Origin of the sequence: Fictibacillus solisalsi (assembly GCF_900103485.1) — a bacterium.
Taxonomy (GTDB): domain Bacteria; phylum Bacillota; class Bacilli; order Bacillales; family Fictibacillaceae; genus Fictibacillus_C; species Fictibacillus_C solisalsi.
The window spans coordinates 17,231-41,665 of record NZ_FNHW01000008.1; the positions used below are offsets into that span (position 1 = coordinate 17,231).

Sequence of the window (24,435 nt, forward strand, 5' to 3'; positions counted from 1 at the left end):
AATATACTTTTGATCTATGAAAATTATTGAGCTTTTGGCCGTTTGATGTTGATTTTCGGGAAATGGGGGATGGAGGCCCATTTGGGAACGTTCCGGTTGATTTTGGTGACGACAACGGTCATGTCATCTTCGATGGTGTTGGATCCGGTGCGTATGACTTCCTCCATCAGCAGGTCTGCAACCACCTGGGGATCATCCGTGCCAATCTCTTTGATTTTACGCTTCATCCAGGCATCGATGTTTTCTACATGCTTGGGCCCTTCGTAAATGCCGTCACTCATCATGATAAGCAGATCCCCAGCTTTTAACTGATCGCTCACAACATCCACATCAAACTCCTCAATAATGCCAATCGGAAGGTTGCTCGCCTCAATGATCCGCACCTGATCTCCCCGTTTCACAAAACTTGGCGAAGAGCCGATTTTTAAAAATTTCAGCGAGGCATCCTGCAGATCGATCATGGCGAGATCCAGTGTTGAAAAAATCTCATCGGTTGTACGGAGTGAAAGCACCGAATTTACCGACTTAATCGCCACTTCTTCATCAATACCCGATTTTAAAATTTTTTGCAGGAGCTCCAGTGTCTCATTACTTTCCCGGAAAGCCCGTTCGCCATTGCCCATTCCATCAGAGATCGCCACCGCATATTTTCCGCCGCCAAGCTCCATGGTTGAATGGCTGTCTCCTGAAAGCCATGCTCCTCCCTTTGCCGCAGATGCAATGCCCGTTTCAATGACAAATTCGCGCGCTGAACCAAACGCCACATGGCAGTAGCCATTCGGATAAAAATTACAATCCTCTTTTTTCACCACAATGGTCTCCTGCAAAATATCAGACAGAAGAGGAGCAATAATTTTTTCACACTCCCCGCTGCCATTGCAACCGGGGAGACTCATCTCAATATCTACATTTGAAGCTTCCAGACTGTAGACATCAATATGTCCCAGCTCAATTCCCGCATTCTGGATCGCCTCCTTAATCTGCTCTTCCTGCACTTGGTGATTGATGTGCTCCCGCTGGATTTCTTTGGCGAAGTCTCCCATTACCTGTGACACGCCGAGCAGTTGATTGGCCACCAGTTTCCGGCTTTCCTGAACCTGCTGCTTCAGCCTCTGGCTTGCCTGGTATTGTGACAGCTCTTTGGAGATGGATTCTGTAATTTTTTGCGGTTTTACACAGTGCTTCTCCCACTCCAGTTTCAGCCTTCGGTCTTTAATTTCCTGATATTGTTCCTGCTCAGTCATAATCTGGGTCATCATTTCATAGGTTTTAGTAAAATTAACAGCCCAGCACTGTTCTTTTTTAAAACAAGTCTGGCAGGTTTTTTCCGTTACATTGCTTAAAAACAAATCCACCTCATGATCTTGATATTCATCGTAGGCACTTTCATTGTACGAAGCAAAGGAGTGGGAAAGAGCCTGAAACATGCTCGAGAACTGCTCCACCCTGTTAGCTGTGACATCCCTGATTTTTTTTACATATTGCTGCTGTTCATTGGAATGCTCTCTTGTACCCGGAACATAGCGGGCGATGCTGTGAATCACCGCCTGCGGCGTCAGCAAAAAGAGCCCAATCGCAATGGCAGATTCAATCAGCGTTTTGGTTATGGCAACATTCCCCTCCCCATAGAGGCCGATCAACAAGGTTCCGATTAGCAGCCCGATGCCCACCCCGAGCCGCTTTCCTTCCTTCAGCAAACCGCCCAGCAATCCTGAAAAGGCAAGGAGGCTCATCTGATAGAGGCTGCCCACATTTGCCAGACTCAGAATCAAACCTGTTACCACACCAACAGTTGAACCAATAGCAGCTCCGCCTACAAACGCGAACATCAGTACCAAATATCTAGAAACAATGTGTTCCACGGAATAATGATGGATTTCCCACCCGATGGTCCCGGTCATGACAGAAGCCAGCAAAATCATAAAACAGATAATTTCTTCATTCTTTAAGGATTGGGGGATCCGTTTTAAATTCAATAAAGGAATGCTTTGTAAAAAGATGAGGGTCAGCACAAGGGAAAGGCCCGCCTCCACTGCTCCCATCATATATTCACTAATCTGGGGAGGCCCTGAAGTAAAGAAGACGGTTCCGATCCTGGCCGTAAAACTGCTAAGAAATACAACAGCCGGCACCCATCTCATGCGGTTCTTTGTAAACATGTCGGCCATTTTCTGATAGACTGCATACACCACAACGCCCGCAAGTATGTAAAGCGCATTCATTGGAACATGAGACAACGCACCAGCTACGAGCGCCACTATAGCAAATCCCGTTCTTTCTTTGCGCAAAATAAACACAGAAGCGATCAACGGCAGGGCAAAAGGAGTAATTTCCGATAAAATCATGGCTCGTCCAAGCAAGAAGCCGATCGCAAACAACAATAGTCTCCAATTCAACAGTACACCTTCCAGCTTGCTCATGAAGCGCTTGCTAATACCGTTTGACACACTTTGTGTTTTCTCCAGCCAAACCATCGCCCGCATGGGTTCCATCACATTCCTGTCCGCCTTTTGATACATCCTCCACACCACCCATTTAGTTTTTGTGTGTCCCATTATAACCACAGGCTATTCACATTTTTTGTCAAACGGTTAGAGCATCTCTCAAAAACTTCTCGACGTACAAATACAAAAATCATGTATTTGCATTGTACAAATACAAAAATCATGTATTTGCATGTACAAATACAAAAAAACCCTGCATTTGCAGAGAAGGGCTTCTCCTCAAAATGCAGGGTGTATCATTCTATGTATGAGTTTTTTTCTTCGAAAAAAAATGGTGACCCGTACGGGATTCGAACCCGTGTTACCGCCGTGAAAGGGCGGTGTCTTAACCGCTTGACCAACGGGCCAACTTGTGCTTTTTTGTAGAAAAAATGGTAGCGGCGGAGGGGATCGAACCCCCGACCTCACGGGTATGAACCGTACGCTCTAGCCAGCTGAGCTACACCGCCATGTTAAAGACACAAATAGTATATTACAAGAACCCATGCCCCCTGTCAACGTTTTTTAAAAAGAAATTAAGAAAAAGTTGAATCCGCACAATTTTTGGCAAAGGATCTGCTTAAGAGCTTTCCACCGGGGAATCCTATGTAAAAAATCTTTATGGATCCTCGAAAAATGAACATCACATTTGCTTTATGCCATGTAACGATGCCGCAAGAAGCCGCTGCCCCGGTAAAAGCGAGCATCTGAACGGAAGTTAAGCCTCTAAAGGCTGTCTGGTAAAAAAAAGAAAAGGCCTCTCTTTTTCAAGAGAAGCCTTGGATATATAGTATAAGGTCGTAAAGCTTGAGCATTCAAATCAGCAGCTTGTTAGCCTCGGCGCGCTCCGCGTCCGCCGCGTTTTGACTCAGTTTGGCGTTTTAATGTTGCCAGACGGTCTTCACTGTCTTTTAAGAATTTACTCATTTTATCTTCAAATGTTACAGCCGTGTTAAAACCACCATTGCCGCGAGGTGAACCTTTGCGCTGTTTGTTAAATCCGCCTTTTGACGGTCCAAATCCACCGCTTTTCGGTGCGCCATAGTTTCCTTTGTTCGCTCCGTAGCTGCTTCTCGTCGGTGCCGGATTATCCTTTGCTTTCTTGATGGATAAGCCGATTTTGCCATCTTTTTCGATATTCATGACTTTAACTTCGACTTCATCTCCGACTTTTAAGTGGTCATTGATGTCTTTAACATAATTGTCTGCAACTTCACTAATGTGCACAAGTCCGGTAGTTCCTCCTGGCAGCTCGACAAACGCTCCAAAATGAGTAATCCCTGTAACCTTACCTTGCAACTTGCTGCCTACTTCAATTGACATGAAGAAAATGCTCCTCCTTAGGTATTCATAAGTTTACTTTATTATACATGGGTGAAATTCGGGATGTCAATCAGACGAAGATTCGCGTGTTTTAAACACGATCTCCCCCTTCTTGGACATGAATAGATCACGCCGCGCGATTTCCCCGATATAATCAACGTCTTTTAGTTTATGCGCTTCCTCTTTCAGTTGTGCCTTCTTTTCCTTCGTTTGCGCTAACTTGGACTTCATCTGCTTTTCCTGCTTCCCTTTCTCTGCAAGGGTAGACATTTGTGATGTGATGGTTGAAAGCATGGCAAACGCAAGAACTGAAAAAATGACCAGGAAAGCCGCCAGCCTGCGGTATAAACCACGTTTCCTCTTTGCGTCAATCTTTTGCTGGAGATGATGTTCCTTCACGTAGCCCGTATTTAATTCAGTGATGTTCTCTTTATTAAACTGGACCATGTATAACCTCCTATTTCTCCTTCTTGCGGAACCAATTTTTGACTGTATTCTTCAGAGAAATAAGAATCCCTGCTTTTTTTAGCCAATTACCTTTTAAATTATACCATGTTTGCTTGGGAATGAAACGTAAAATCAGGCTAAATAACCAATTTACCGGCAAAAAAATGATTTTAAGAACGATCCGGACAAGGGCCCAGACCCAGCGTCCAGCCAATAGACCCAGCGCAAAAATAATCGAGATGACCCATTTTACCGGATAAATGATAAGAGCAAAGAGGAGCCGGACAAAAAAACGATACAAATTGCTTATTAACGTGATCAGCACTTCCAGCACCTTTTTATAGCTTGTCTGAAAAAGGGCCTTGTACATACTGAAGCCGCACAGAAGGGCAATAAAAACATACAAACGGAGATTGGCATGGTTTACATGAAGGAGCACATAAAATACAATCAGGGCCTGCAGCAGCCAAAAGATGGTGTCATTGATAAAATGCAGCCAGTACCATTTCCGGCGTTCATGGACGAAGCGGCCATAGGTATCAATGGCCATTCCGATCCAGATTCCCGCGGCTGCCATAGCCAGCATGGTTTGAAACTGTACAGAAAGGGTCATTTGAAGAGCTTGCCAAAGAATCCTTTAGTTTTTTCTCCGCTCTGCTGGTCCAGGTAGACCAGATCGAACACTTTTCCTTCAATGGACACCATGCCTGACTCCACATCCAGGTTTTTCATTTTCAAGTTTGTACCCCGAATGGCCAGAAACCCCATCGTTGTCTCAAGAAGGAATTCTTCGTTATCAAAGCTCTCCACCTGTTTCACACCAGTGATCTCCAGCTTCTTCCGTCCTACCATCTTCACATCATGATCCGGGTTCGTGTTTTTATTTAATGAGCCATAATCATAGTATTGGTCCATTTTAATCCCCCTCTTTCGCTATATGTTTATGAAAAGGGGGACAACTTTAGAACAGGCCACATTTTAAGAATCAAAAACCTGCCCAATTAAAAAGAAGAGCCTAAAATTTAGGCCCTTCTTCCGTTGATTGAAGTGATTCTTCATTGATGATGGTATACATCCCGGCAGCATCCTCTTTCTTCGTGAACTCTTTCAGCTCATCCACACGGACAGTGACAAGCTTCTGGCCAAAGCGGATCTTGAGTTCATCTCCGGCTTTCAAAACCGAAGAGGATTTTGCCTGTTTGCCATTAATGGCAATTCGCCCTTGATCGGAAATTTCTTTCGCCACCGTCCTGCGTTTAATCAATCGGGAGACTTTAAGAAATTTATCCAGACGCATTTACTTTACAGCTTCCTTAAGTTTGTTTCCCGGACGGAAAGCAGGAACCGTTGACGCAGGGATGCTGATCTCTTCCCCGGTCTGAGGATTGCGTCCTGTACGGCTAGAACGCTCTCTCGTTTCGAACGTTCCAAATCCAACAAATTGTACTTTATCTCCGCTCTTAAGCGCCTCTGTAATTTCATCAACAAGTCCACTTACAACCACTTCAACGTCTTTCTTTGTTAAACCTGATTTTTCTGCAATATTGGTAACTAGTTCATTTCTGTTCATTTTAATAGCCTCCTTAGCATTCTTTCAAAAGATTCGGATAAGGTCCAGAAAACTTAAGGGTTCTGCTTGCTCTGAAACAATATTCTCTAAGGAAAAAGAGATTCCTTCCGGCTTTTATAAATTTTCTTTCGCCTGATCCCAGAGTTTATCCATCTTCTCAAGCGTTGTGTCCTGAGGAGTTAGCCCTTCCTTCGCAAGCTCCGTTTCAATGTACCGGAACCGCTGGCAGAACTTTTGATTCGTTAAGGACAGGGCCTCTTCCGGATGAATGCCATAAAAGCGGCCAAGATTGACCATGGTAAACAGCATGTCCCCAAACTCCCTTTTGCGTTCCTCATCGGTCTGTGCAGTTTTCCATTCGTCAAATTCTTCTCTTAGCTTGTCTACGACCGGCGTTATCTCATCCCAGTCGAAACCGGCTTTTGCTGCCTTTTTTTGATAATCATAAGCTTTATGAAGGGCAGGCAATCCTTTGGCCACGCCGTCCAAAAGAGAGGTCCGGTGGGCATTGCCCTTTTCGGCTGACTTGATTTCCTCCCAGTTTTTCAGTACTTGATCCGCTGTCTCTGCTTCAACATCACCAAAAACATGGGGATGGCGCCGGATCATTTTCTCAGCAAGGACGGAAATTACATCGTCAATGGAAAAATAGCCGTCATCCTCTCCGATCTGGGCGTGCAGCAGCACCTGAAGCAGCACATCTCCCAACTCTTCCACCAGATGCTCATCGTCTTCTTCATCGATGGCTTCAATAACCTCATATGCTTCTTCTATTAAATAGCGTTTAAGGGATTCATGTGTCTGCTTTTTATCCCATGGGCAGCCGTCGGGCCCGCGCAATTTGGCAATAACACCACGCAAATGTTCAAAGTCCTTGAACAGCATGCTGTCATCACTAACAGGCGGAACATAAACCGCTGTCAGGTTGTTAAGTTCCACCGACCGGTCCAATTCGTGCAGCGGAACATAGTGAACGGACTCGCTGGCACTTCCCGCAGCTGTCACGACCGCAACTTCGAAATCGTCAGGGTACTTGTCCATGAGCGTCAGTTTTACATCAGACGCAATAAACCCGTCATACACCTGAACAATAATAAGATGGTTGCGAACCTGGATCTGCTCCTTCTTCAAACTAGTCCCGTCCAGTATTTGGCACCCTTCAATTGGATCAATCTTCAAAGCCGTATACATTTCATCCAGAAAGCTTTTTCCTCCGGCGACTTTCACCTGGATTCCCTTGCCCTCTGCTTCTTTTAGCAGGATTTGGACCGTCTGCTCGGCTACAAGCGGATGCCCCGGAACTGCATAGACGATGTCTTTTTCAGTAGCTTTTTCAAAAAGGACAGAGGTAATCTCCCGGTAAACCGCTTCAAAACCATCATGTTTTTCATAGATGTCGTCAAAAAAAGTCATGCGGATTTCTTTTTGAAGCTCCTCTACTGCCGGATGATCCTTTGTGCGGACATATAAATGATCCGTCTTCTGCAGCAGACGGTATGCTCCCAGGGTGAGCTGTTCAAGATCTCCTGCTCCTAAACCAACGATGGTAATTGTATGAGACACGGTTAACTCCTTCTTTCTTTCCAGCGGCTCATTACATGCCGGATTTTTTGTAATTTGGGAATACGCATAAGGTCATCTGCTCTAAACACCTTGGCCAGCAGCAATGCGGCTAACAACACGATTCCCCCTCCTGCACTGGAGCCCAGGGAAATGACGGCGCTGGCTGTGCGGGTCTCGGGCAGCACTGCAGCTAATCCTGATTTGGCGAGCCAGGCTGACACTGCCATAAGGGCGACTGCACTTCCAATGCGCACCCCATAAAACCTCTCCACTGTGGCAAACCCGGTCCTTTTTTCAAGAAAAAAGAGGTTAATGCCTGTTGCCAAACAGGATGCAAAAACGGTAGCAGCACTTGCTCCTAGCGCATGAAAAGACGGCATCAGAACGGCATTTCCAGCAATTTTAAGTAAAAATGCCAGTAAAACACTGATGACAGGATAAACGGTCAATCCAAGCCCTTGAAGCAAGCCAGTTGAGGTCAGGAACAAAGAGACCGGCAAAATCGATATTCCGAGCACAGCGATCTCAAGGGATCCCTCTTTATTTTCAAACAGCATGGTATTGACCGGCTCAATAATGACCGCAAGGCCAGCAGCTGCAGCCAGTCCAATAATAAAAACAACCTTGATCGACAGGCCGCAGATTTTGCGTACACCTGCAGCATCTCCACGCCTTTTTGCCGCTGCCACCGCTGGGACAGCGGCGAGGGAAAGCGACGTTGCGATCACTGTTCCAAGTTGAAGAAGAGGCTGTGCTCTATCAAAAATGCCTTTTATTTCCCTGGCATTCTCTAAAACGATACCACTTTTACCGAGAAAATTGACAAAGGTAAACGCATCAGCGAGCTGAAACAGCAGCAGGATCATGGAGCAAAGGGACAGCAGCAATCCTGCAGACAGCAGCTGAACACTGCTTTTTCCAGGCAAAGTTAAGCGAGGGCGCATCCCTCTTTGTTCCTTTTGCTCCCTACGGAAAAAGAGGAACAAGACGAGAAGCCCCGCCAGCGCCCCTACAACAGAGCCTGTGGTCGCAGCTGCACCTGCTGTATAGACACTGTACCCCTGCGACATAAAGTAATAGGAAAAACCAATGATGCACAAAACACGGACGGACTGTTCAACCACCTGGGAGCAGGCCGTCGGCTTCATCTGTTCTGCGCCTTGAAAAACCCCTCTGAACACGGCCACAAACGGCACAAGCAAGTAAATAAAGGATGTAGCTTGAATCGGCAGCTGCAAACGGGCATCACCCATCCAGCTGGCAATGTGGGCAGAGCCGAAGAAAAGCAAAACAAACAAAAGGATGCCCGCAGCCAAAAACGCGGGAAACGCCTCCTGAACCAACTTTTCCCGATGGGCTGCCATCTCTCCCGATTCAGACAATATGCGGGACAGCGCAACCGGGAATCCCGCCAAAGCAAAGGTTGAAGCTATCCCGTAAAAAGGGTACACCTGCTGAAACACATAAAAGCCGGTATCCCCCGTTATATTCTGATAAGGAATGCGATAAACCACACTCAATATTTTTACAATAACCATGGCAAGCGCCAGCACAACCGCACCCTGCCATATCTGTTTCGATTGATCGTCCATACCTTCTCCTAACAAAAAATAACATAACGTACAACGTATTATAGCATGGAAAAGCTGAAGTGACCGTTTAGAGATGAAAAGCGCTGGAGCACTCCCGTCACAACACGCTTTTTGTGTTGAAACGGGAGAGCGAAGCGATCGAATCTCTGGTCACTGAAGCTGGATCAGGAAAAGCTGAAGCCGCTGTTAAGAGACGACAAGCATTGGAGGACTTCTGCATAAAACGATTTTTGTTTTCTGCAGGAGGCCGAAATGATCGAGTCTCTAGCGGCTGAAGCTGGATCAGGAAAAGCTGAAGTGACCGTTTAGAGATGAAAAGCGCACGAAAGACGACAAAAAAGAAGGAGCCGAGGCACCCTTCTTTTAATGTTCCATTTGCCGGGCAAGAAAGCCGGCTGCTGTTTCTGCAAGCTTTTGCTCAAGCTCTGTCATTTTTTTGCCTTCTTTCGATAGAAGGGTGACAACACCAATTGGGTCGCCGCTGGCTACGATGGGGGCAATAACATAAGATGAAGACTCTGAATTTCCGTCAACCATTTCCACGTCCGTGCTGCTGGCCTCAAGCACCGACTTACGGTCGTTCATGGAAGTCTCTACGACCTTCCCGATTCCTTTATTCAAATAATCCTTCTTGGATCCTCCCGCCACCGCAATATACGAGTCGCGATCAGCGATGAGAACCATATGCCCAGAGCTGTCAGCCAGGGATTCTGCATATTCTTTCGCAAAATCGCCAAGCTCATTAATCGGCGAATACTTCTTCAGGATGACTTCCCCGTCCCGGTCTACAAAAATCTCTAAAGGATCGCCTTCTCTGATACGAAGCGTGCGGCGAATCTCTTTTGGAATAACAACCCGGCCAAGGTCATCAATACGGCGTACAATGCCTGTTGCTTTCATTGAATAGTGCCCTCGCTTTCACAAGATGTAATCACTGGATGTATTGCATAAATGAAACCTTCTTTTGGAGATTGTTCCATTCTCTGCTGTTATTATTTGTTACCTTGCGAGTTCTATGCATAAAAAGCACTTTGTTTTTTAGCCGGGGTTATCCTCTTTTACGATCCTGCCTTCGCCTTATCCTTCTTTACGCTTTTTAACCTTTTCAATACTTTCTCCATTGCTTGAAGCAGCTCTTTGTCGGAAATACGTTTTTTGTTAAATACAATCTTGAGCTTTTCTTTTTCCACACCAAGGTTGATGAAGCGGCCGATTTTATTGACGATCTCAAACAGTTTGGCTCCATCCACTTTTTCTGTTGCTTCTGCTGACAGGAGAATTGTTACCGTATCGCCCTTTTGTTCGATGCTTTCCGCTTTCTCCCGCTTGGCCAGCTCTTTGATGCGTGCAATTAACAGCAGGCATTCCACTTCTACCGGATAATCGCCAAAACGGTCGATCAGGCTGTCATGGAGCTCATCCACATCCTGCAGAGAGCTGGCCGCTTTAAATTGCTTATACATATCAATCTTTTGCTTACTGTCTTCAATATAGGAAGCAGGAATATAAGCATCCACTTCCACGTTAATATCGATAACAGGCGCCGCTGCCTTCGGTGTTCCGCCTTTTCGTTCTTCAATGGCTTCCTGCAGCATTTGGGAATAGAGATCGAATCCGACAGAATCAATAAACCCGTGTTGCTGCGCTCCCAGCAGGTTACCTGCTCCGCGGATGGTTAAATCCCTCATGGCAATTTTAAATCCAGAACCGAGTTCGGTAAATTCCTTGATCGCCTGAAGTCTTTTTTCTGCTACTTCCGTCAGCACTTTATCCCGCTGGTAGGTGAAGTAGGAGTAAGCGACACGATTGGAACGGCCGACACGTCCTCTCAACTGGTACAGCTGGGAAAGCCCCATTTTATCAGCATCATAAACAATCAATGTGTTCACGTTTGGAATATCCACACCGGTTTCAATGATGGTCGTGGACACCAGAACATCTGTGTTGCCTTCAAGGAAATCTAGCATAACGGATTCCAGCTCGTTTTCCGACATTTGGCCATGAGCAACACCGACTTTAACATCCGGTATGAGAGACGAAATCTGCTCGGCCATCCGGTCGATGGAATCGACACGGTTATATAAAAAGTAAACCTGTCCTCCACGTCCGAGCTCGCGTTCAATCGCCTCTCTGACAAGCGAGGCATTATATTCCACCACATACGTCTGGACAGGGAAACGGTTTTCCGGCGGGGTTTCAATAACCGACAGATCTCTGACACCCAGCATTGACATGTGGAGGGTTCTCGGAATTGGTGTCGCCGTTAACGTTAATACGTCAACATTGGCTTTTAGCCGTTTAATCTTTTCCTTGTGGGTCACACCAAACCGCTGCTCTTCATCAATGATAAGAAGGCCGAGGTCATGGTATTGGACATCCTTGGAAAGAAGGCGGTGTGTACCGATGACAATATCCACCGTCCCGTTCTTCACTCCTTTTGTCACTTCCGTTTGTTCTTTTTTTGAACGGAACCGGCTGAGTGATCCGATCGTTATCGGGAATTCGGCAAACCGTTCGCGGAAGGTTTCATAGTGCTGCTGTGCCAGGATGGTCGTCGGTACCAAAAAGGCAACCTGTTTGCCGTCCATAACTGCTTTAAATGCAGCACGAATCGCGACCTCTGTTTTTCCATATCCCACGTCTCCGCACAGTAGGCGGTCCATCGGCCGGGTACGTTCCATATCGGTTTTGATTTCGTTGATGGCCCGGATCTGGTCGTCTGTTTCCTGGTACGGGAACGAGGACTCGAATTCCTGCTGTTCGGCACCATCTTTACCAAAGGCATAGCCGACGCTTGCTTCCCGCTCCGCATACAGCTTGATCAAGTCATCGGCAATATCCTGCACCGAGGACTTAACCTTGTTCTTAACCTTCTTCCAATCGCTGCCGCCCAGTGCGTAAATTTTCGGTTCCTTTGCTTCAGAACCGACAAACTTCTGCACCTGGTCGATTTGTTCAACCGGCACGTAAAGCTTATCGTTGCCCGCATATCGGATATGCAGGTAATCTTTGTGAACGCCTTTGATCTCCAAGGTTTCAATTCCCAGATATTTTCCGATCCCGTGGTTCACGTGGACAACATAATCTCCAACCTTAAGCTCTGAATAGCTCTTGATCCGCTCGGCATTGGACATCTTTTGAGAGCGGACGGGACGCCTTGCTTTCTTTGTGAAAACTTCCTCTTCCGTAATCACCGCAAGCTTTTGCTTGGGCGATTCGAAGCCGCTGGAAAGGTCTCCAATCACAATCTGGTTCACTTTCGGCTTCAACGCTTTGTCGCTTGAAATCACGCTTGCATCCATATCGTAATCCGCAAGCACCCGTTCCAGACGCTTTGCCCGTTCCTCATTTGCCGCAAGAAAGACAATTGTATAGTTCGTTTTTTTCCATCGTTCCAGCTCACCCTTCAGTACATTAAGCTGTCCATGAAAATTTTGCATGCTTTTACTTTCCACATTCAAAATGTTTTGTGGATTCGTATGTGGAACATGGCGCAAGAAAAGAGAAAGGTAGATTTTTTGATAAGAGGTATGCAGAAGAATGTCGCGGTCCTGCGACAGACGGATATCTGTAAGAATCTCACCTTGCATCAGCATGGAGGTGTGCCATTCGGCTTCTTCTTTTTCAAGCTGATTGGACATTTCCTCCACACGGCTCACTTCATCCATAACAATGATGCTGTCATCCGGTACATAATCCAAAAGACAGGCCGGCTCATCATAAAACAGGGAAATATATTTATACATCCCCTGAAACCGCTGCCTTTCCTTGAATTGTCCCATTTCATAGTTCATGTGCTCGACAAGGGATTCTTTCACCTGCTTGTCTTTTACCTTTTTCAGCGTGGATGCGAGCCCCGCTTCCATCTTGTTAACGACACCATCAAATTGTTCATCATAAAGCAGGATTTCCTGTGCAGGACCGATGGTGATTTTTTCTGCCTTTTCATCGGATCGCTGTGTATCCGCCTCGAAATAACGGATGGAATCAATCTCCGTATCAAAGAGCTCAATCCTGACAGGCATCTGTTCGGTTAATGAATAAATATCGAGAATGCCACCCCGCATGCTGAATTCTCCTGGGGCTGATACCATGCTCACCCGCTCATAACCGATCGCTATCAATGTATTTAAAACGTGTTCAACGTCTATATCCATTCCGGTTTTAAAATGCAGCTGGGACGTTTTCCAAACCTCTTTTGGCGGCAAAAAACGCCGTACTCCGGCGATCGGGGCAATCACAACACCCTTGTCACGAGAAGTTAAAAAGTTCAATACTTCCAGGCGCTGTGCCTTTAATTCCGGACTCGCAATGGCTATTTCCGAAGAAATAAGGTCATTGACGGGATACAGTAGAACATCTTCTTCCGGAAGAAGACTGCAAAGGTCCTCATACAGCTTTTGAGCCTGGTACAAATTGTGGGTAATCACAAATTGGGTTTTGCCGGTCTCTTCATATAAAGAGGCAATCAGCAGTGTTCTTGCTGATCCGGACAGTCCCGCCACAAGCTGTTCCTTCAAATTCTCCTTCAGGCCGGTCAATACCGCCTGAAAATCATCGCCTTGGCGATAATGCTGCTTCAATCCTAACATGTAAACCTCCCCCCTGACGAAATACAATTCTCCGTATTCCTCAGTACTATGTTGTATATGCTTCTTCTTCGTATTTCTTGCTTTTTTCCCCTTTTACACGCCAAGTATTCCCTTACGCCCTGTAAATAGAAAAAGGCCTTGGCTTGCTGCCAAAGCGTCTTTCTTATTGAATAAAAGAATGGAGCGCATAATAATCCGGGTTTCTGTCGAGCGCTTCATGACAATCCTCGCAAATAGTTTTGACGTGAATTTCACCTTGCTTGTCATACTCAATCATCGTCTGCCTGTCTTCCGCGGACAGCTCATGAAAGCCAAGCTGCTCGGCTGTCAGACCGTTATGATCCAAACGCCCGATGTGCTTTCCGCAATGGCGGCACTGATAATGAATAGCCACGTTTTTCAGCCCCCTTATCCGGTTCACTAGCATATGATATGTTACTACCATTATGAACGGAATAGGGGGTTTCTATTCAGCCGTTGTACTTATTCATGACACGTGTAAATGGCATGGAAAGAAAGGCTTCACAGGCGTCCGCGGAGCGTTCCACTGTCTTCTCGACAACAGGAACATCTTCCTTTGAAAAAGGGTTCAATACATAGTCGGGAACAGGCTGGGCGTTTTTCGGACGGCCGATGCCGAACCTGACCCTGTTGTACTCCTGTGTACCGATATGGGCGATGATGGACTTCATTCCATTATGCCCTCCGGCGCTTCCCTTTTCCCTTAACCTAAGCTTTCCTGCCGGAGTATCCAGATCGTCATAAATCACAACCATGTCCTCGACTGGCAGCTTAAAATAATCCATAAAAGGACGAACGCATTCACCCGATAAATTCATATATGTGATAGGCTTCAACAGGTAAACTTTTTCTCCGTTTATAACACCCGTTCCATATATACCTCTAAACTTTGTTTGGTTTAACGGAATATTGAAACGCTGTGACAATTCATCAATTACCCAAAACCCGACATTGTGGCGGGTTTTTTCATATTCCCGGCCTGGGTTGCCGAGACCTACAAACCATTTCACCATGAAATCCTCACTTTCTCAAAGAAAAGCCCTTTTCTGTTACTTTTATTATACACGAAACACTCTCACTCATTAATCAAGAAACCTTATATCATAAACAAACGGTGCAGCTTGTATGCTGCACCGTTCGAGTATGGTTAAGGCGATCTTATTCCTTTGTTCCATCACCGTTATCTTTGTCTTCTTCATCCACGGCTTTACCTTCTGCATCTCCGCCTGCATCCGCTTCAGCTTCTTCCGCATCTTCTGCGTCTTCATCTTCGGTTTCAGCAACAGTCGGAGGTGTTACCGTAAGAACCACTTCTTCCTCATCATCCATAATTTCGTAGGCGGATGAGGTTGCAAGATCTTTCACGAGGAAGGAATCCCCGATGTTAAGATTTTCAGCATTGACTTCGATGTGATCCGGGAAGTCATTCGGCTTGGCTTTAACCGTTACCGTATGAAGGATACGCTGTAGAACGCCTCCTTCTTTCACTCCCGGTGATTCCCCTGTAACCGTAAGAGGCACATCGGATTCGATTTCCTTCTTAAGGTCTACAACGAGGAAGTCAACGTGTGTCACTTCATTTTTCAGTTGGTCCCGTTGAATTTCCTGAACCATAACGGACTGTTTTTTACCATCGGTATTAAGGGAAATTACCCCGTTAAGTCCCTGGTCTTTTAATACTTTTATAAATTCGGTCTCAGTAACCGCTACTGACTGAGGTTCTGTGCCGCTTCCATACACTACTGCAGGCACATCTCCATTTTGCCTTAGTTGAGTGATATAAGAACGCTTTGTGGTATTTCGTTGATTGGCTTTGAGTTCTGTTGCCATATTATTTCACCCTTCCTAAATATAAGTCTCTATAAGAATTACCCTATTTATCGAAGTTTAAAACAAGCAAGCAAAAAACCTGGGCGAAAAAAGCCTGGCCTTAATCAAACAATTTAGAAACTGATAGCTGCTCATGCACACGAATAATTGCTTCACCAAGCAACGGTGCCACAGAAAGCTGTGTTACTTTATCCGTGCGTTTTTCTTCTGGCAATACGATCGTGTTGGTAACAACAAGCTCTTTGATGCGCGAGTTTTGAATACGCTCAATGGCCGGACCTGAAAGCACCGGGTGGGTACAGCAAGCATAAACTTCCTTCGCCCCATTTTCCACAAGTGCATTTGCCGCAAGCGTGATCGTTCCGGCGGTATCAATAATGTCGTCAATCAAAATGGCTGTTTTGCCTTCAATATTACCAACAATATTCATGACCTCTACCACATTCGGGCGCGGACGGCGCTTATCAATGATAGCGATCGGAGTTTTCAGGCGGTCTGCCAATTTACGGGCACGTGTCACACCACCGTGGTCCGGTGAAACGACAACGATATCTTCAAGTTTTTTGTCTTCAAAATAATTGGCAAGAATCGGAACACCAAGAAGCTGGTCCACCGGGATATCGAAAAAGCCTTGAATTTGGGTAGCATGAAGATCAATTGTAATCAATCTTGTTGCACCAGCGGTTTCAAGAAGGTTTGCTACTAGTTTTGCTGTAATGGGCTCACGGGCACGCGCTTTACGGTCCTGGCGTGCATATCCGTAGTATGGGATAACCACATTGATCGTTTTAGCCGAAGCACGCTTGAGTGCATCAATCATGATAAGAAGTTCCATAAGATGCTCATTCACCGGAGCGCTTGTCGATTGAATAATATAAACCTCGCTGCCGCGGATACTTTCTTCAATATTAATTTGAACTTCCCCATCACTGAAGGTAGTGACAGAGCTTTTTCCAAGATCAATACCGATATGCTTTGCAATTTCCTGGGCGAGTTCGATATTGGAATTTAACGTAAAAACCTTTAACGTAGAATCAACATAACTAGTAGCCATTAACACCTATTCCTTCCGTTTTTTAACTGCTTGCTCAATTATTTTGAAAGCATTACGCTTTATTGTTGTCTTTGAATTTGGAAACATAATTTTCTTTGTTCGTTTGACGGCTTCTGGCAATCGAAAGTGCTTCTGAAGGAACATCTTCCGTAATGGTTGAACCAGCAGCTACGTACGCATTTTTCCCAACTGTCACAGGAGCAATCAAATTTGAATTACAGCCAATGAATGCACCGTCTTCCACTTTGGTGAGGTGTTTGTTTACCCCATCATAGTTTACCATAATTGTGCCGCAGCCGAGGTTAACATCTCTGCCAATTTCTGCATCTCCCACATAGGTAAGGTGGGATGCTTTGCTGCCTTGGGCCATTACTGATTTCTTTACTTCTACAAAGTTACCGATTTTAACCTGGTCTTCAATGGAAGAAGCCGGCCGTATATGAGCAAATGGGCCGATATTGACTTCATTGCCCACTTCACTGTCGTGAACCACTGATTGCTTAATGGAATTGCTATTTCCAATCGTGCTGTCCTTGATCTCACTGTTTGGGCCAATGATGTTATTATCGCCAATTCGGGATGTCCCGGTAATCATGGTGCCTGGATAAATAACGGTATCCCTGCCAATGACTGCATCTGCAGAAATATAAGTCTGATCCGGGTCCACGAGTGTGACACCATTTCTCATGTGGTTTTCATTAATTCGTTTTTTCATCGTTTTCTCTGCTTGCGAAAGTGCCACACGGTCATTAACACCTAGCGTTTCATCAAATGACGGCGTTTGGTAAGCTGCTACGGTTTCCCCCTGCTTTTGAATGATTTCAATAACATCCGGAAGGTAATATTCGCCTTGGGAATTATCATTGTTTACAGAAGAAAGAGCCTCAAATAAGGCCTTGTTATCGAAGCAGTAGGTTCCTGTATTGATTTCCTGCACCAGTTTCTCTTCATCTGTTGCGTCTTTGTGCTCAACGATCCGCTCAACCGTTCCGCTTCCATTGCGAAGGACCCGGCCGTAGCCTGCAGGATCTTCGGCTTTTGCAGTCAAAATGCTGACTTTTGCATCGGCGGCCTGGTGTTCATCAATCAGTTTTTGCATGGTCTCTGCAGTAATCAGAGGCGTGTCTCCGCATACCACGAGCGTAATGCCTTCCTCGTTGGACAACGTTTCTTCCGCTTGCATTACAGCATGTGCCGTTCCAAGCTGCTCTTCCTGAAGAACATACTCTGAAGCGTCTCCTAGCTGGTCTTTTACTTTTTCAGCTCCGTGGCCTACCACTGTTACGATCTTCTTCATGTTAAGCTGAGAGATTTGATCGACCACATGTTGTACCATCGGTTTGCCGCAGACAGGATGTAGTACTTTATATAGACTGGATTTCATTCTTGTTCCTTGACCTGCAGCTAACACTACTGCATAGCGATTACTCATAAATGACCTCCACTAGTATTTACTATTATTCTGGTAATATTCCATTACGAATATATCTTATAATCACAGCCATTTCAAGAAATGTGAAGAAGTTGTCAAGGGATTGTTAAAAAGCGGAAGCGCCTTGCTCAAAAGTGACAGACGTTGGAGTTTTCGAACACAATACGTTCTTCTGTATTTTGTGAGAAAGCGAAACGGCAGAGCTTTTAGGCGCTGGAGCTGGATTCGTTAAAAAGCGGAAGCGCCTTGCTCAAAAGCGACAGACGTTGGAGTTTTCGACCACAATACGTTCCTTGTATTTTTGCAGGAAAATGGAAAGGGGCTGGTGCAATCTGGAAGGAAGACGGTGAAACGGACGTAAAGAACGCTAAAAAAAAGAACCCCATTTTGGTAAGGAGTTCTTTTAATCATTAATTATCAGGATGCTCCTGCTTCTTCAAAAGCAGATTCCATTTCACCCATTCTGTGATACTCCGTCAATACCGCGTTTTGGATCTTCTCGCGTGTACTCGACGTGATTGGGTGTGCAATATCTCTAAATTCTCCATCCGGCGTTCTTTTGCTAGGCATAGCAACAAACATTCCGTTGTTTCCATCAATCACACGTATATCATGAATAACAAACTCATGATCGATTGTAATTGAAGCAATCGCTTTCATTCGGCCCTCAGTGTTCACCCTTCTTAGTCGTACATCAGTCACTTCCATTCCAAACACCACCTTTTTCCATAAATAAGAACGTATAACAACATTTCTTCATTTCCTTGCAAAATCCTTCTATTAATATGAAAATTTTTAAAAAATTTTGTGAAATAAAAAATAGCACCTCTTCAAATGAAAAGGTGCTATTTTCCTATCTTCTAGATGGTCCTTCTTAGGACCTCACGAGTGCAATCACTTCGATTTCAATTTGAACGTCTTTTGGCAAACGTGCCACTTCCACGCAAGAGCGGGCCGGTTTATGGTCCGAGAAATATTCTCCGTAGATTTCGTTGATTTTGCCGAAGTCATCCATATTTTTAATAAAGACGGTGGTTTTCACAACCTGGTCAAAGGAAGAGCCTGCTGCATCCAGCACGGCAGCCAGATTTTTGAATACCTGGTGAGTTTGGACGTCAATACCTCCCCGAACGAGTTCCCCCTCTGCAGTCAATGGAATTTGTCCCGAACTGTAAAAAAGATTGTTTACAACCATTCCTTGTACATATGGCCCAATGGCTGCTGGTGCTTTCTCAGTCTGTACCTTATTCATTGTTCGCTCGTCTCCTTTTGGTTGAAATAATTCCCTTCTTCGACCTCTATTCGCTGTTCTTTTTCATTAACGCTTGCCAGCCTGGTCAGTGACACGTAATCGTCAACCAGTCGTTCTGCCCCATCCTGCGCTTCCACAAGCACGCCAATTCCTGCGACTTCAGCTTGAAACTCCTTGATCAGACTAATCATGCCACGAATCGTTCCGCCAGCTTTCATAAAATCATCAATGATCAGGACATTGGCGCCTTTTTGGATGCTTCTTCTCGCCAGTGCCATCGTCTGGATGCGCTTTGTGGAACCGGAAACATAATTGATGCTTACCGTTGAGCCTTCTGTAACCCTGCTGTTGCTTCTTACGATCACTACAGGAACATTAAGCTGCGATGCCACTGCATAAGCGAGTGGTATTCCCTTGGTTGCCACAGTCATGACAGCATCAATCTTTTGGTGGGAAAAGACAGAGGAAAACAGGCGTCCCACTTGATTGACCAGGTTTGGATTGCCGATGATATCTGTTAAATATAAATATCCCCCGGGCAACAGCCGTTCAGGATCCTCGAGCATATCGATGATTTCATGGATGATGGCAGATGCTTCTTCCTTTGAAATCGACGGAATGTATTTTACACCGCCTGCCGCACCGGCAACGGTCATGATTGAGCCGATTCCCTGGTATTCAAAGTTTTCCTTGATGATGGCCAAATCCTCACTGATGGATGATTTGGCAGATTGATACCGTTCCACAAAATAAGACAGTGGAATTAACTGATGCGGATGCTGCAATAAATAGGTGGTGAGATCAACCATTCTCCCGCTTCTTTTTAATTTCATCCTTTTCCTCCAAAAACCGAATATTTGAAGTTAATATACCATTTTCATACGGTTTTTATCAACAAAGAAATGGAAATCATTAAAATTAAGCGGGAATTTAAATGATTGTTCTAATTCACTATTTTTCCCGAGCGGAGTCCTTAAAGTCCTCCTGCCCTTCACCCAATAGACGTACAGCATAAACTTCCGTACAGAATCCTCTCAATCCATTATAGACACGGTTCACCCGGGATTCATGCTGAAACAGCCCAAATACGGTAGGGCCGCTGCCGCTCATCAGCACACCGTCTGCTCCAAGCCGGTGCATTTGATCCTTAATTTGTTTCACTTCCGGATACTGTGGTAGAGTGACCGTTTCAAGAACATTCCCGAGCTCCCTGCAGACCGCCTCGTAATCATAGCTCTCGATTGCCTGAACCATCGCATCAATATCGGGATGCTCGATATTTTGAACATTGAGCTTTCGGTACACCTCAGCTGTGGAAACCCCGATTGGCGGCTTGGCCAGGAGCACCCAGCAAGGCGGCGGCGGTTTAATGTGCTCAATATGTTCTCCTCTTCCGGTTGCAATGGCTGTACCGCCATACACACAAAAAGAAACATCAGAACCGATTTTTGCGCCGAGGACAGCTACTTCATCAAGCGTCAGTCCGAGATCCCAGAGTTCATTCAGGCCCTTCAGCGTTGCGGCGGCATCACTGCTTCCCCCTGCCAGCCCGGCGGCGACCGGAATATTTTTGGAAATATGTATTCCGACACCTTTCTTTACTCCAAACGTCTCTTTCAGCAGCATTGCCGCCTGATAAGCTAGATTCCGCTGGTCAAGGGGCACAAATCCGCCTGTGGATTCAATCGTAATTTTATTTTCCTCAAGGAGGGTCAGTTCTACACGGTCCGCCAGATCCACTGTAGTCATAATCATCTTAACTTCATGGTACCCATCTTCCCGCTTACCGAGAACATCAAGCGACAAATTGATTTTTGCCGGAGCTTTGATGGATATCTTTTTATCATTCATAAAGATTCCCCTATATCATTAATATATAATTTGATACTATCACAAATCGGGAGCAGCCTCTATATAGAAAAGAGACTGCGGCTAAGGGTCTACAAAAAAACCGGAGCATGGCTCCGGCACTCGCATATTTATTGTTGTCGGGATAGGTTCTGCTGTGCGATTTCAATTGCACGCTTCACCATATTGCCTGCATCCTTGGACTTGATGCCGCCCCAGCCTTCCTGCTGAACCGTATCATAAAACCCAAGGTCTTTGGCAAGCTCCATCTTGAATTGCTCAGACATCATTCCACGCCTTCTGCTCATGATGCAAACCCCTCTCATTAAAAAAATAAGCGATATGGATTAGTATTTTACGATTGGGGTATCGTTATGTATAAATAGGCTGCTTGAAAAAAGGCATAAAAAAAAGCAGTAAGAATTCTTACTGCCCGCTAACCACCTGGGATTCTTCTAAGAAAGTAAGTTCAACGGTTTCCGTTAATACGTCAGCGTAGCTGTAAGAAACACGTTCAAAAGCGTTGGTGTCCTGATCCAGTTTAATAATAAATACGGCAGGGTATGTTTCCTCCAAGGTACCAAGTCGCTCAATCGTTTTACGACGGCCTCCGTTAGCTCTCAGAGAAAGTCTTTTACCCACGTTAGACTCCAAAATTCGTCTAATGTCCACTATTGTTTTACCCATATCGGCTCCACCTCACTTAGACAAATTGTAACATAAATCGCTACTTTTTGTCAAATTAAAACTAAAATTATAGCAATTTTGAAGTTCGGATGTCAATGAAAAATTATCCTTTTTTTCACTTTTATTATGTGGGTAAATGTAAAAATTATGTATGAACACCAAAAAACTTTACAAAAAACACAAAAAAGCCCCAGCGAGGAGCAGCATAAGTCAGGCTGCTCTTTGCAGGCTGGAAGCCTTTTTATTGCATATAGGTCTGTGATTTGATTGGCATGCCAGTCCTCAAGAAGCCTTTCGTTTCAACCCCGCCCAGGCCTTCCCTTCCCGTAAGGGTGTTTCTGAGGACGTCCATCACATTCACATGATCCATAAATGACGTAAGACTGATCTTTGAAACAATATAGACCGGGTCCAGCGCATGAATATTAATTCGCGCTGGTGAACTTGCAAAATTGCTTCCTGCTTTGATTAATGATTCAAAATGGGATTGACAGGCACCGGCAAATATCATGAGATGGTCGAGCTGCGGGTACTTTCTGCGGATTTCCCTGACCGTGCGAACAAAAAACTTGGTATGGCGGTAGGCTTGCATATCCTCAATGGACCCTTTGCTTTTCATATACGCATCATGTCCGGTAATGACGAGAATATCGGGACGGACCTCATCTACAAGGGCCGGAACCTTCTCGGGCATCTCCGTCTCTTTGATATGAATTCCGTACACCGGAACACCCAGCCGTTTGTATAGTTCCAGGCATTTGCTGAGGTAAAGAGGATCACCGTCCACATGCAGCACCCGTCCGGGCAGTTCAAAATAAGATTGATCATATTCGTAACCGTTCGTTGAGAGGTACTCCCTTTTTTGCCGGAGCAGATAATAATCCTGCCGGAACAGCTTATAAGATGACTCTTCCTTTGCCTGGCCTTCCTGGCGTCTTTCATGCTGCTGCTGCTGCGACATGGCCACGAGATCAGCGACAGGAGCATCAGCCAAGAGACGCATTTCTTCCCCTGCCAGGTCAGCCACTGTTTTATCTTCATTAAAACCTACGATGCGGAACAACAAATCACAATTATAGGATGTTCTGCCAACCACTGCACCAATCTCAAGTTTCATCAAACTCCCCCTGTTTGGGAAAAAGTCAAATCCCAGTTACCATATTCTTATTAAAGATATGTAACCGGGATTCGAAACATGAGTCTCATTTTAAAAGAGGAGCCAATGCATCTGCAAGCTTGCCAAACTCCTGAATGGTCAGGGTCTCACCCCTTCGTTTCGGGTCAATCTCAATAGCCTGGAATACCTTTTCGAGCTCTTCACGCTTCTCTTTTAATGGAAGGTTATTGAGCAGATTGTTCCAAAGGGTTTTTCGTCGCTGTGCAAAGGAAGAACGAATCACTTCAAAGAAGAATTCTTCATCCTGCACCTGAACCGGAGGCTCTTTACGCAGTGTCAGACGAATTACAGCCGAATCCACATTCGGAGCCGGCACAAAAACCGTTTTCGGCACCTTCAGGACGGTCTCTGCTTCTGCATAATACTGGACAGCAATAGACAGGGAGTTGTACTCTTTTGTCCCCGGTTTCGCAGCAAGCCTGTCCGCAACTTCTTTTTGAATCATGCAAACAATACCCCTGATGGGCAGCTTTTCGGTAAGCAGCTTCATGATAATAGGTGTGGTCACATAATAAGGAAGGTTCGCCACCACCATAATATCCTCAATGCCTGAAAGCTCCTCCTGAATCACTTTATTCACGTCGGCTTCCAAAATATCCGAATGAATAACTTGAACGTGAGGATAAGGTGCGAGCGTTTCACTTAAAATGGGCAACAACCGCTGGTCAATTTCAAATGCTACTACCTTTTGTGAATGACGGGCAATATGCTCAGTGAGCGAACCAATACCAGGTCCAATTTCAATTGCTCCAGAATGTTCCGTCAGGTTGGCCTGAGCAACGATATTATTCAATATATTGCGATCGATCAAGAAATTTTGACCGAGACTCTTCTTAAATGTAAAGCCATGTTTCTTCAATATGGCTTTCATGCTTTGCGGATTCGAGATATCCTTCATCATTCCCGCTCCTCCTGTTGTATTTCAAGTATGGCATCAGCAAACTGCTCTTCTGTGATCTGAAACATCATCAATCGCTTGTGAAGCTGCTTACCATTCATATATCCAATTCTTAATCGCCTTCCCAGTTTTTCTCTTCTGGCCTTTGCCTTTGGCCCACCGATTAAGCCGGCCGAAACAAGATCATTCCATGTAATCCGTTCCACTTCTTCAATATACTCTTCCTTTACGTTATCGAGCGCTTCTCTGATGGATTCCTTGGAAGCATGCTCTACACCGAGCCCTCTTTTATTCTTTGCGATGGCTTCTTGTTTCGGAAGAAAAGCATGCTTGCAGCCTGGTACGTTGCTTGATATGATTTTTCGAATACGTTCACCGGGGTAATCGGGATCGGTAAAAATGATCACTCCCCGCTTTTCCTGGGCAAGCCGGATCTGCTCAATCGTCTCCTCGCTGATTTCAGAGCCGTTTGTTTCGAGGGTATCCGCGTTGACTGCATTCTTTATCACAGTGGTATCACTTTTTCCTTCTACCACAATCACTTCTTTAATTTTCATAATTTCCTCCCAGATAATGCAAAAAACTACTTTCTAGTATACCCTTACTTTCCTTTCAGGAAAATAAAAAGCAGAGGATCACCACCCAAACCCGCCGATCCGGGTTGGA

General features: G+C 45.3%; 25 protein-coding genes and 2 tRNA genes. All 27 read right to left on the reverse strand.

The genetic code is table 11. The features are described from left to right. Positions 1–23: 23 nt before the first annotated feature. Entirely contained in the window at positions 24–2,519 is a 2,496-nt protein-coding gene (spoIIE, locus tag BLT53_RS23300; protein ID WP_090239487.1) for a stage II sporulation protein E, read from the reverse strand. Between the two features lie 257 nt (positions 2,520–2,776). Beyond that, positions 2,777–2,851, reverse strand: a tRNA-Glu gene (locus BLT53_RS23305). Positions 2,852–2,876: 25 nt separating this feature from the next. Further along, positions 2,877–2,953, reverse strand: a tRNA-Met gene (locus tag BLT53_RS23310). A gap of 361 nt (positions 2,954–3,314) precedes the next feature. Further along, the gene (locus BLT53_RS23315; RefSeq protein ID WP_090239489.1) at positions 3,315–3,806 is read right to left on the reverse strand and encodes a S1 domain-containing RNA-binding protein; all 492 of its coding nucleotides are present in this window, start codon (positions 3,804–3,806) and stop codon (positions 3,315–3,317) included. 66 nt (positions 3,807–3,872) lie between these two features. Beyond that, positions 3,873–4,253, reverse strand: a complete 381-nt coding sequence (locus tag BLT53_RS23320; RefSeq protein ID WP_090239492.1) for an FtsB family cell division protein — start codon at positions 4,251–4,253, stop codon at positions 3,873–3,875. 10 nt (positions 4,254–4,263) lie between these two features. Next, positions 4,264–4,866, reverse strand: a complete 603-nt coding sequence (gene yabQ, locus BLT53_RS23325; RefSeq protein ID WP_090239494.1) for a spore cortex biosynthesis protein YabQ — start codon at positions 4,864–4,866, stop codon at positions 4,264–4,266. Continuing rightward, complete coding sequence (gene yabP / locus BLT53_RS23330) at positions 4,863–5,168, reverse strand: sporulation protein YabP (RefSeq protein WP_090239497.1); 306 nt, start codon at positions 5,166–5,168, stop codon at positions 4,863–4,865. The genes yabQ and yabP overlap by 4 nt, the downstream gene beginning before the upstream one ends. A gap of 100 nt (positions 5,169–5,268) precedes the next feature. Further along, the gene (locus tag BLT53_RS23335; RefSeq protein ID WP_090239499.1) at positions 5,269–5,550 is read right to left on the reverse strand and encodes an RNA-binding S4 domain-containing protein; all 282 of its coding nucleotides are present in this window, start codon (positions 5,548–5,550) and stop codon (positions 5,269–5,271) included. Next, a complete protein-coding gene (locus BLT53_RS23340; RefSeq protein ID WP_061975945.1) occupies positions 5,551–5,823 on the reverse strand; it encodes an HU family DNA-binding protein in 273 nt (90 codons plus the stop codon). It abuts the gene before it with no gap. A 114-nt stretch (positions 5,824–5,937) separates the two neighbouring features. Beyond that, positions 5,938–7,386, reverse strand: a complete 1,449-nt coding sequence (gene yabN, locus BLT53_RS23345) for a bifunctional methyltransferase/pyrophosphohydrolase YabN (protein ID WP_090239502.1) — start codon at positions 7,384–7,386, stop codon at positions 5,938–5,940. 2 nt (positions 7,387–7,388) lie between these two features. Then, positions 7,389–8,978, reverse strand: coding sequence for a putative polysaccharide biosynthesis protein (locus BLT53_RS23350; protein WP_090239505.1), 1,590 nt, complete (start codon positions 8,976–8,978; stop codon positions 7,389–7,391). Positions 8,979–9,341: 363 nt separating this feature from the next. Beyond that, the gene (gene spoVT, locus BLT53_RS23355) at positions 9,342–9,878 is read right to left on the reverse strand and encodes a stage V sporulation protein T (protein WP_090239522.1); all 537 of its coding nucleotides are present in this window, start codon (positions 9,876–9,878) and stop codon (positions 9,342–9,344) included. A 158-nt stretch (positions 9,879–10,036) separates the two neighbouring features. Beyond that, positions 10,037–13,570 (reverse strand): transcription-repair coupling factor, encoded by a 3,534-nt coding sequence (gene mfd, locus BLT53_RS23360; RefSeq protein WP_090239524.1) that lies wholly within the window; start codon positions 13,568–13,570, stop codon positions 10,037–10,039. Between the two features lie 163 nt (positions 13,571–13,733). Then, the gene (gene fin, locus BLT53_RS23365; protein WP_090239527.1) at positions 13,734–13,964 is read right to left on the reverse strand and encodes an anti-sigma-F factor Fin; all 231 of its coding nucleotides are present in this window, start codon (positions 13,962–13,964) and stop codon (positions 13,734–13,736) included. A 76-nt stretch (positions 13,965–14,040) separates the two neighbouring features. Then, positions 14,041–14,601, reverse strand: a complete 561-nt coding sequence (gene pth / locus BLT53_RS23370; protein ID WP_090239591.1) for an aminoacyl-tRNA hydrolase — start codon at positions 14,599–14,601, stop codon at positions 14,041–14,043. A gap of 148 nt (positions 14,602–14,749) precedes the next feature. Then, positions 14,750–15,421: a 50S ribosomal protein L25/general stress protein Ctc gene (locus BLT53_RS23375; protein ID WP_090239529.1), complete on the reverse strand. Its 672-nt coding sequence runs from the start codon at positions 15,419–15,421 to the stop codon at positions 14,750–14,752. A 100-nt stretch (positions 15,422–15,521) separates the two neighbouring features. Continuing rightward, the gene (locus BLT53_RS23380) at positions 15,522–16,475 is read right to left on the reverse strand and encodes a ribose-phosphate diphosphokinase (RefSeq protein WP_090239532.1); all 954 of its coding nucleotides are present in this window, start codon (positions 16,473–16,475) and stop codon (positions 15,522–15,524) included. A gap of 52 nt (positions 16,476–16,527) precedes the next feature. Further along, a complete protein-coding gene (gene glmU / locus BLT53_RS23385; RefSeq protein ID WP_090239535.1) occupies positions 16,528–17,907 on the reverse strand; it encodes a bifunctional UDP-N-acetylglucosamine diphosphorylase/glucosamine-1-phosphate N-acetyltransferase GlmU in 1,380 nt (459 codons plus the stop codon). Positions 17,908–18,324: 417 nt separating this feature from the next. Beyond that, positions 18,325–18,615, reverse strand: a complete 291-nt coding sequence (gene spoVG, locus BLT53_RS23390) for a septation regulator SpoVG (RefSeq protein WP_053356264.1) — start codon at positions 18,613–18,615, stop codon at positions 18,325–18,327. Positions 18,616–18,781: 166 nt separating this feature from the next. Next, positions 18,782–19,159, reverse strand: a complete 378-nt coding sequence (locus BLT53_RS23395) for a RidA family protein (protein ID WP_090239538.1) — start codon at positions 19,157–19,159, stop codon at positions 18,782–18,784. Beyond that, positions 19,156–19,992 carry a pur operon repressor gene (gene purR, locus BLT53_RS23400; RefSeq protein WP_090239542.1) on the reverse strand — a complete coding sequence of 279 codons (837 nt, stop codon included), beginning with the start codon at positions 19,990–19,992 and terminating at the stop codon, positions 19,156–19,158. The genes BLT53_RS23395 and purR overlap by 4 nt, the downstream gene beginning before the upstream one ends. Positions 19,993–20,110: 118 nt before the next feature. Beyond that, a complete protein-coding gene (ispE, locus tag BLT53_RS23405) occupies positions 20,111–21,010 on the reverse strand; it encodes a 4-(cytidine 5'-diphospho)-2-C-methyl-D-erythritol kinase (protein ID WP_090239546.1) in 900 nt (299 codons plus the stop codon). Positions 21,011–21,138: 128 nt separating this feature from the next. Beyond that, positions 21,139–21,315 carry a small, acid-soluble spore protein, alpha/beta type gene (locus tag BLT53_RS23410; RefSeq protein ID WP_090239549.1) on the reverse strand — a complete coding sequence of 59 codons (177 nt, stop codon included), beginning with the start codon at positions 21,313–21,315 and terminating at the stop codon, positions 21,139–21,141. Between the two features lie 118 nt (positions 21,316–21,433). Continuing rightward, on the reverse strand, positions 21,434–21,694 hold the full coding sequence (veg, locus tag BLT53_RS23415) for a biofilm formation stimulator Veg (protein ID WP_061975971.1): 261 nt from the start codon (positions 21,692–21,694) through the stop codon (positions 21,434–21,436). Between the two features lie 241 nt (positions 21,695–21,935). After that, the gene (gene yabG, locus BLT53_RS23420; protein WP_090239552.1) at positions 21,936–22,811 is read right to left on the reverse strand and encodes a sporulation peptidase YabG; all 876 of its coding nucleotides are present in this window, start codon (positions 22,809–22,811) and stop codon (positions 21,936–21,938) included. 85 nt (positions 22,812–22,896) lie between these two features. Beyond that, the gene (gene rsmA, locus BLT53_RS23425) at positions 22,897–23,772 is read right to left on the reverse strand and encodes a 16S rRNA (adenine(1518)-N(6)/adenine(1519)-N(6))-dimethyltransferase RsmA (RefSeq protein WP_090239554.1); all 876 of its coding nucleotides are present in this window, start codon (positions 23,770–23,772) and stop codon (positions 22,897–22,899) included. Then, on the reverse strand, positions 23,769–24,326 hold the full coding sequence (gene rnmV / locus BLT53_RS23430; protein WP_090239555.1) for a ribonuclease M5: 558 nt from the start codon (positions 24,324–24,326) through the stop codon (positions 23,769–23,771). The genes rsmA and rnmV overlap by 4 nt, the downstream gene beginning before the upstream one ends. Between the last annotated feature and the right edge of the window lie 109 nt (positions 24,327–24,435).

What these genes read in the sequence shown, in the direction of transcription:
- BLT53_RS23315 (WP_090239489.1), bottom strand. Translation starts at nt 3,806, where the DNA reads ATGTCAATTGAAGTAGGCAGCAAGTTGCAAGGTAAGGTTACAGGGATT.
- BLT53_RS23380 (WP_090239532.1), bottom strand. Translation starts at nt 16,475, where the DNA reads ATGGCTACTAGTTATGTTGATTCTACGTTAAAGGTTTTTACGTTAAAT.
- veg (WP_061975971.1), bottom strand. Translation starts at nt 21,694, where the DNA reads ATGGGTAAAACAATAGTGGACATTAGACGAATTTTGGAGTCTAACGTG.
- yabP (WP_090239497.1), bottom strand. Translation starts at nt 5,168, where the DNA reads ATGGACCAATACTATGATTATGGCTCATTAAATAAAAACACGAACCCG.
- rsmA (WP_090239554.1), bottom strand. Translation starts at nt 23,772, where the DNA reads ATGATGAAGGATATCTCGAATCCGCAAAGCATGAAAGCCATATTGAAG.
- mfd (WP_090239524.1), bottom strand. Translation starts at nt 13,570, where the DNA reads ATGTTAGGATTGAAGCAGCATTATCGCCAAGGCGATGATTTTCAGGCG.
- BLT53_RS23350 (WP_090239505.1), bottom strand. Translation starts at nt 8,978, where the DNA reads ATGGACGATCAATCGAAACAGATATGGCAGGGTGCGGTTGTGCTGGCG.
- BLT53_RS23335 (WP_090239499.1), bottom strand. Translation starts at nt 5,550, where the DNA reads ATGCGTCTGGATAAATTTCTTAAAGTCTCCCGATTGATTAAACGCAGG.
- BLT53_RS23395 (WP_090239538.1), bottom strand. Translation starts at nt 19,159, where the DNA reads ATGAATAAGGTACAGACTGAGAAAGCACCAGCAGCCATTGGGCCATAT.
- spoIIE (WP_090239487.1), bottom strand. Translation starts at nt 2,519, where the DNA reads ATGTATCAAAAGGCGGACAGGAATGTGATGGAACCCATGCGGGCGATG.
- BLT53_RS23375 (WP_090239529.1), bottom strand. Translation starts at nt 15,421, where the DNA reads ATGGCAACAGAACTCAAAGCCAATCAACGAAATACCACAAAGCGTTCT.
- BLT53_RS23320 (WP_090239492.1), bottom strand. Translation starts at nt 4,253, where the DNA reads ATGGTCCAGTTTAATAAAGAGAACATCACTGAATTAAATACGGGCTAC.
- spoVT (WP_090239522.1), bottom strand. Translation starts at nt 9,878, where the DNA reads ATGAAAGCAACAGGCATTGTACGCCGTATTGATGACCTTGGCCGGGTT.
- rnmV (WP_090239555.1), bottom strand. Translation starts at nt 24,326, where the DNA reads ATGAAAATTAAAGAAGTGATTGTGGTAGAAGGAAAAAGTGATACCACT.
- BLT53_RS23410 (WP_090239549.1), bottom strand. Translation starts at nt 21,315, where the DNA reads ATGAGCAGAAGGCGTGGAATGATGTCTGAGCAATTCAAGATGGAGCTT.
- yabQ (WP_090239494.1), bottom strand. Translation starts at nt 4,866, where the DNA reads ATGACCCTTTCTGTACAGTTTCAAACCATGCTGGCTATGGCAGCCGCG.
- glmU (WP_090239535.1), bottom strand. Translation starts at nt 17,907, where the DNA reads ATGAGTAATCGCTATGCAGTAGTGTTAGCTGCAGGTCAAGGAACAAGA.
- yabG (WP_090239552.1), bottom strand. Translation starts at nt 22,811, where the DNA reads ATGAAACTTGAGATTGGTGCAGTGGTTGGCAGAACATCCTATAATTGT.
- spoVG (WP_053356264.1), bottom strand. Translation starts at nt 18,615, where the DNA reads ATGGAAGTGACTGATGTACGACTAAGAAGGGTGAACACTGAGGGCCGA.
- purR (WP_090239542.1), bottom strand. Translation starts at nt 19,992, where the DNA reads ATGAAATTAAAAAGAAGCGGGAGAATGGTTGATCTCACCACCTATTTA.
- ispE (WP_090239546.1), bottom strand. Translation starts at nt 21,010, where the DNA reads ATGAATGATAAAAAGATATCCATCAAAGCTCCGGCAAAAATCAATTTG.
- BLT53_RS23340 (WP_061975945.1), bottom strand. Translation starts at nt 5,823, where the DNA reads ATGAACAGAAATGAACTAGTTACCAATATTGCAGAAAAATCAGGTTTA.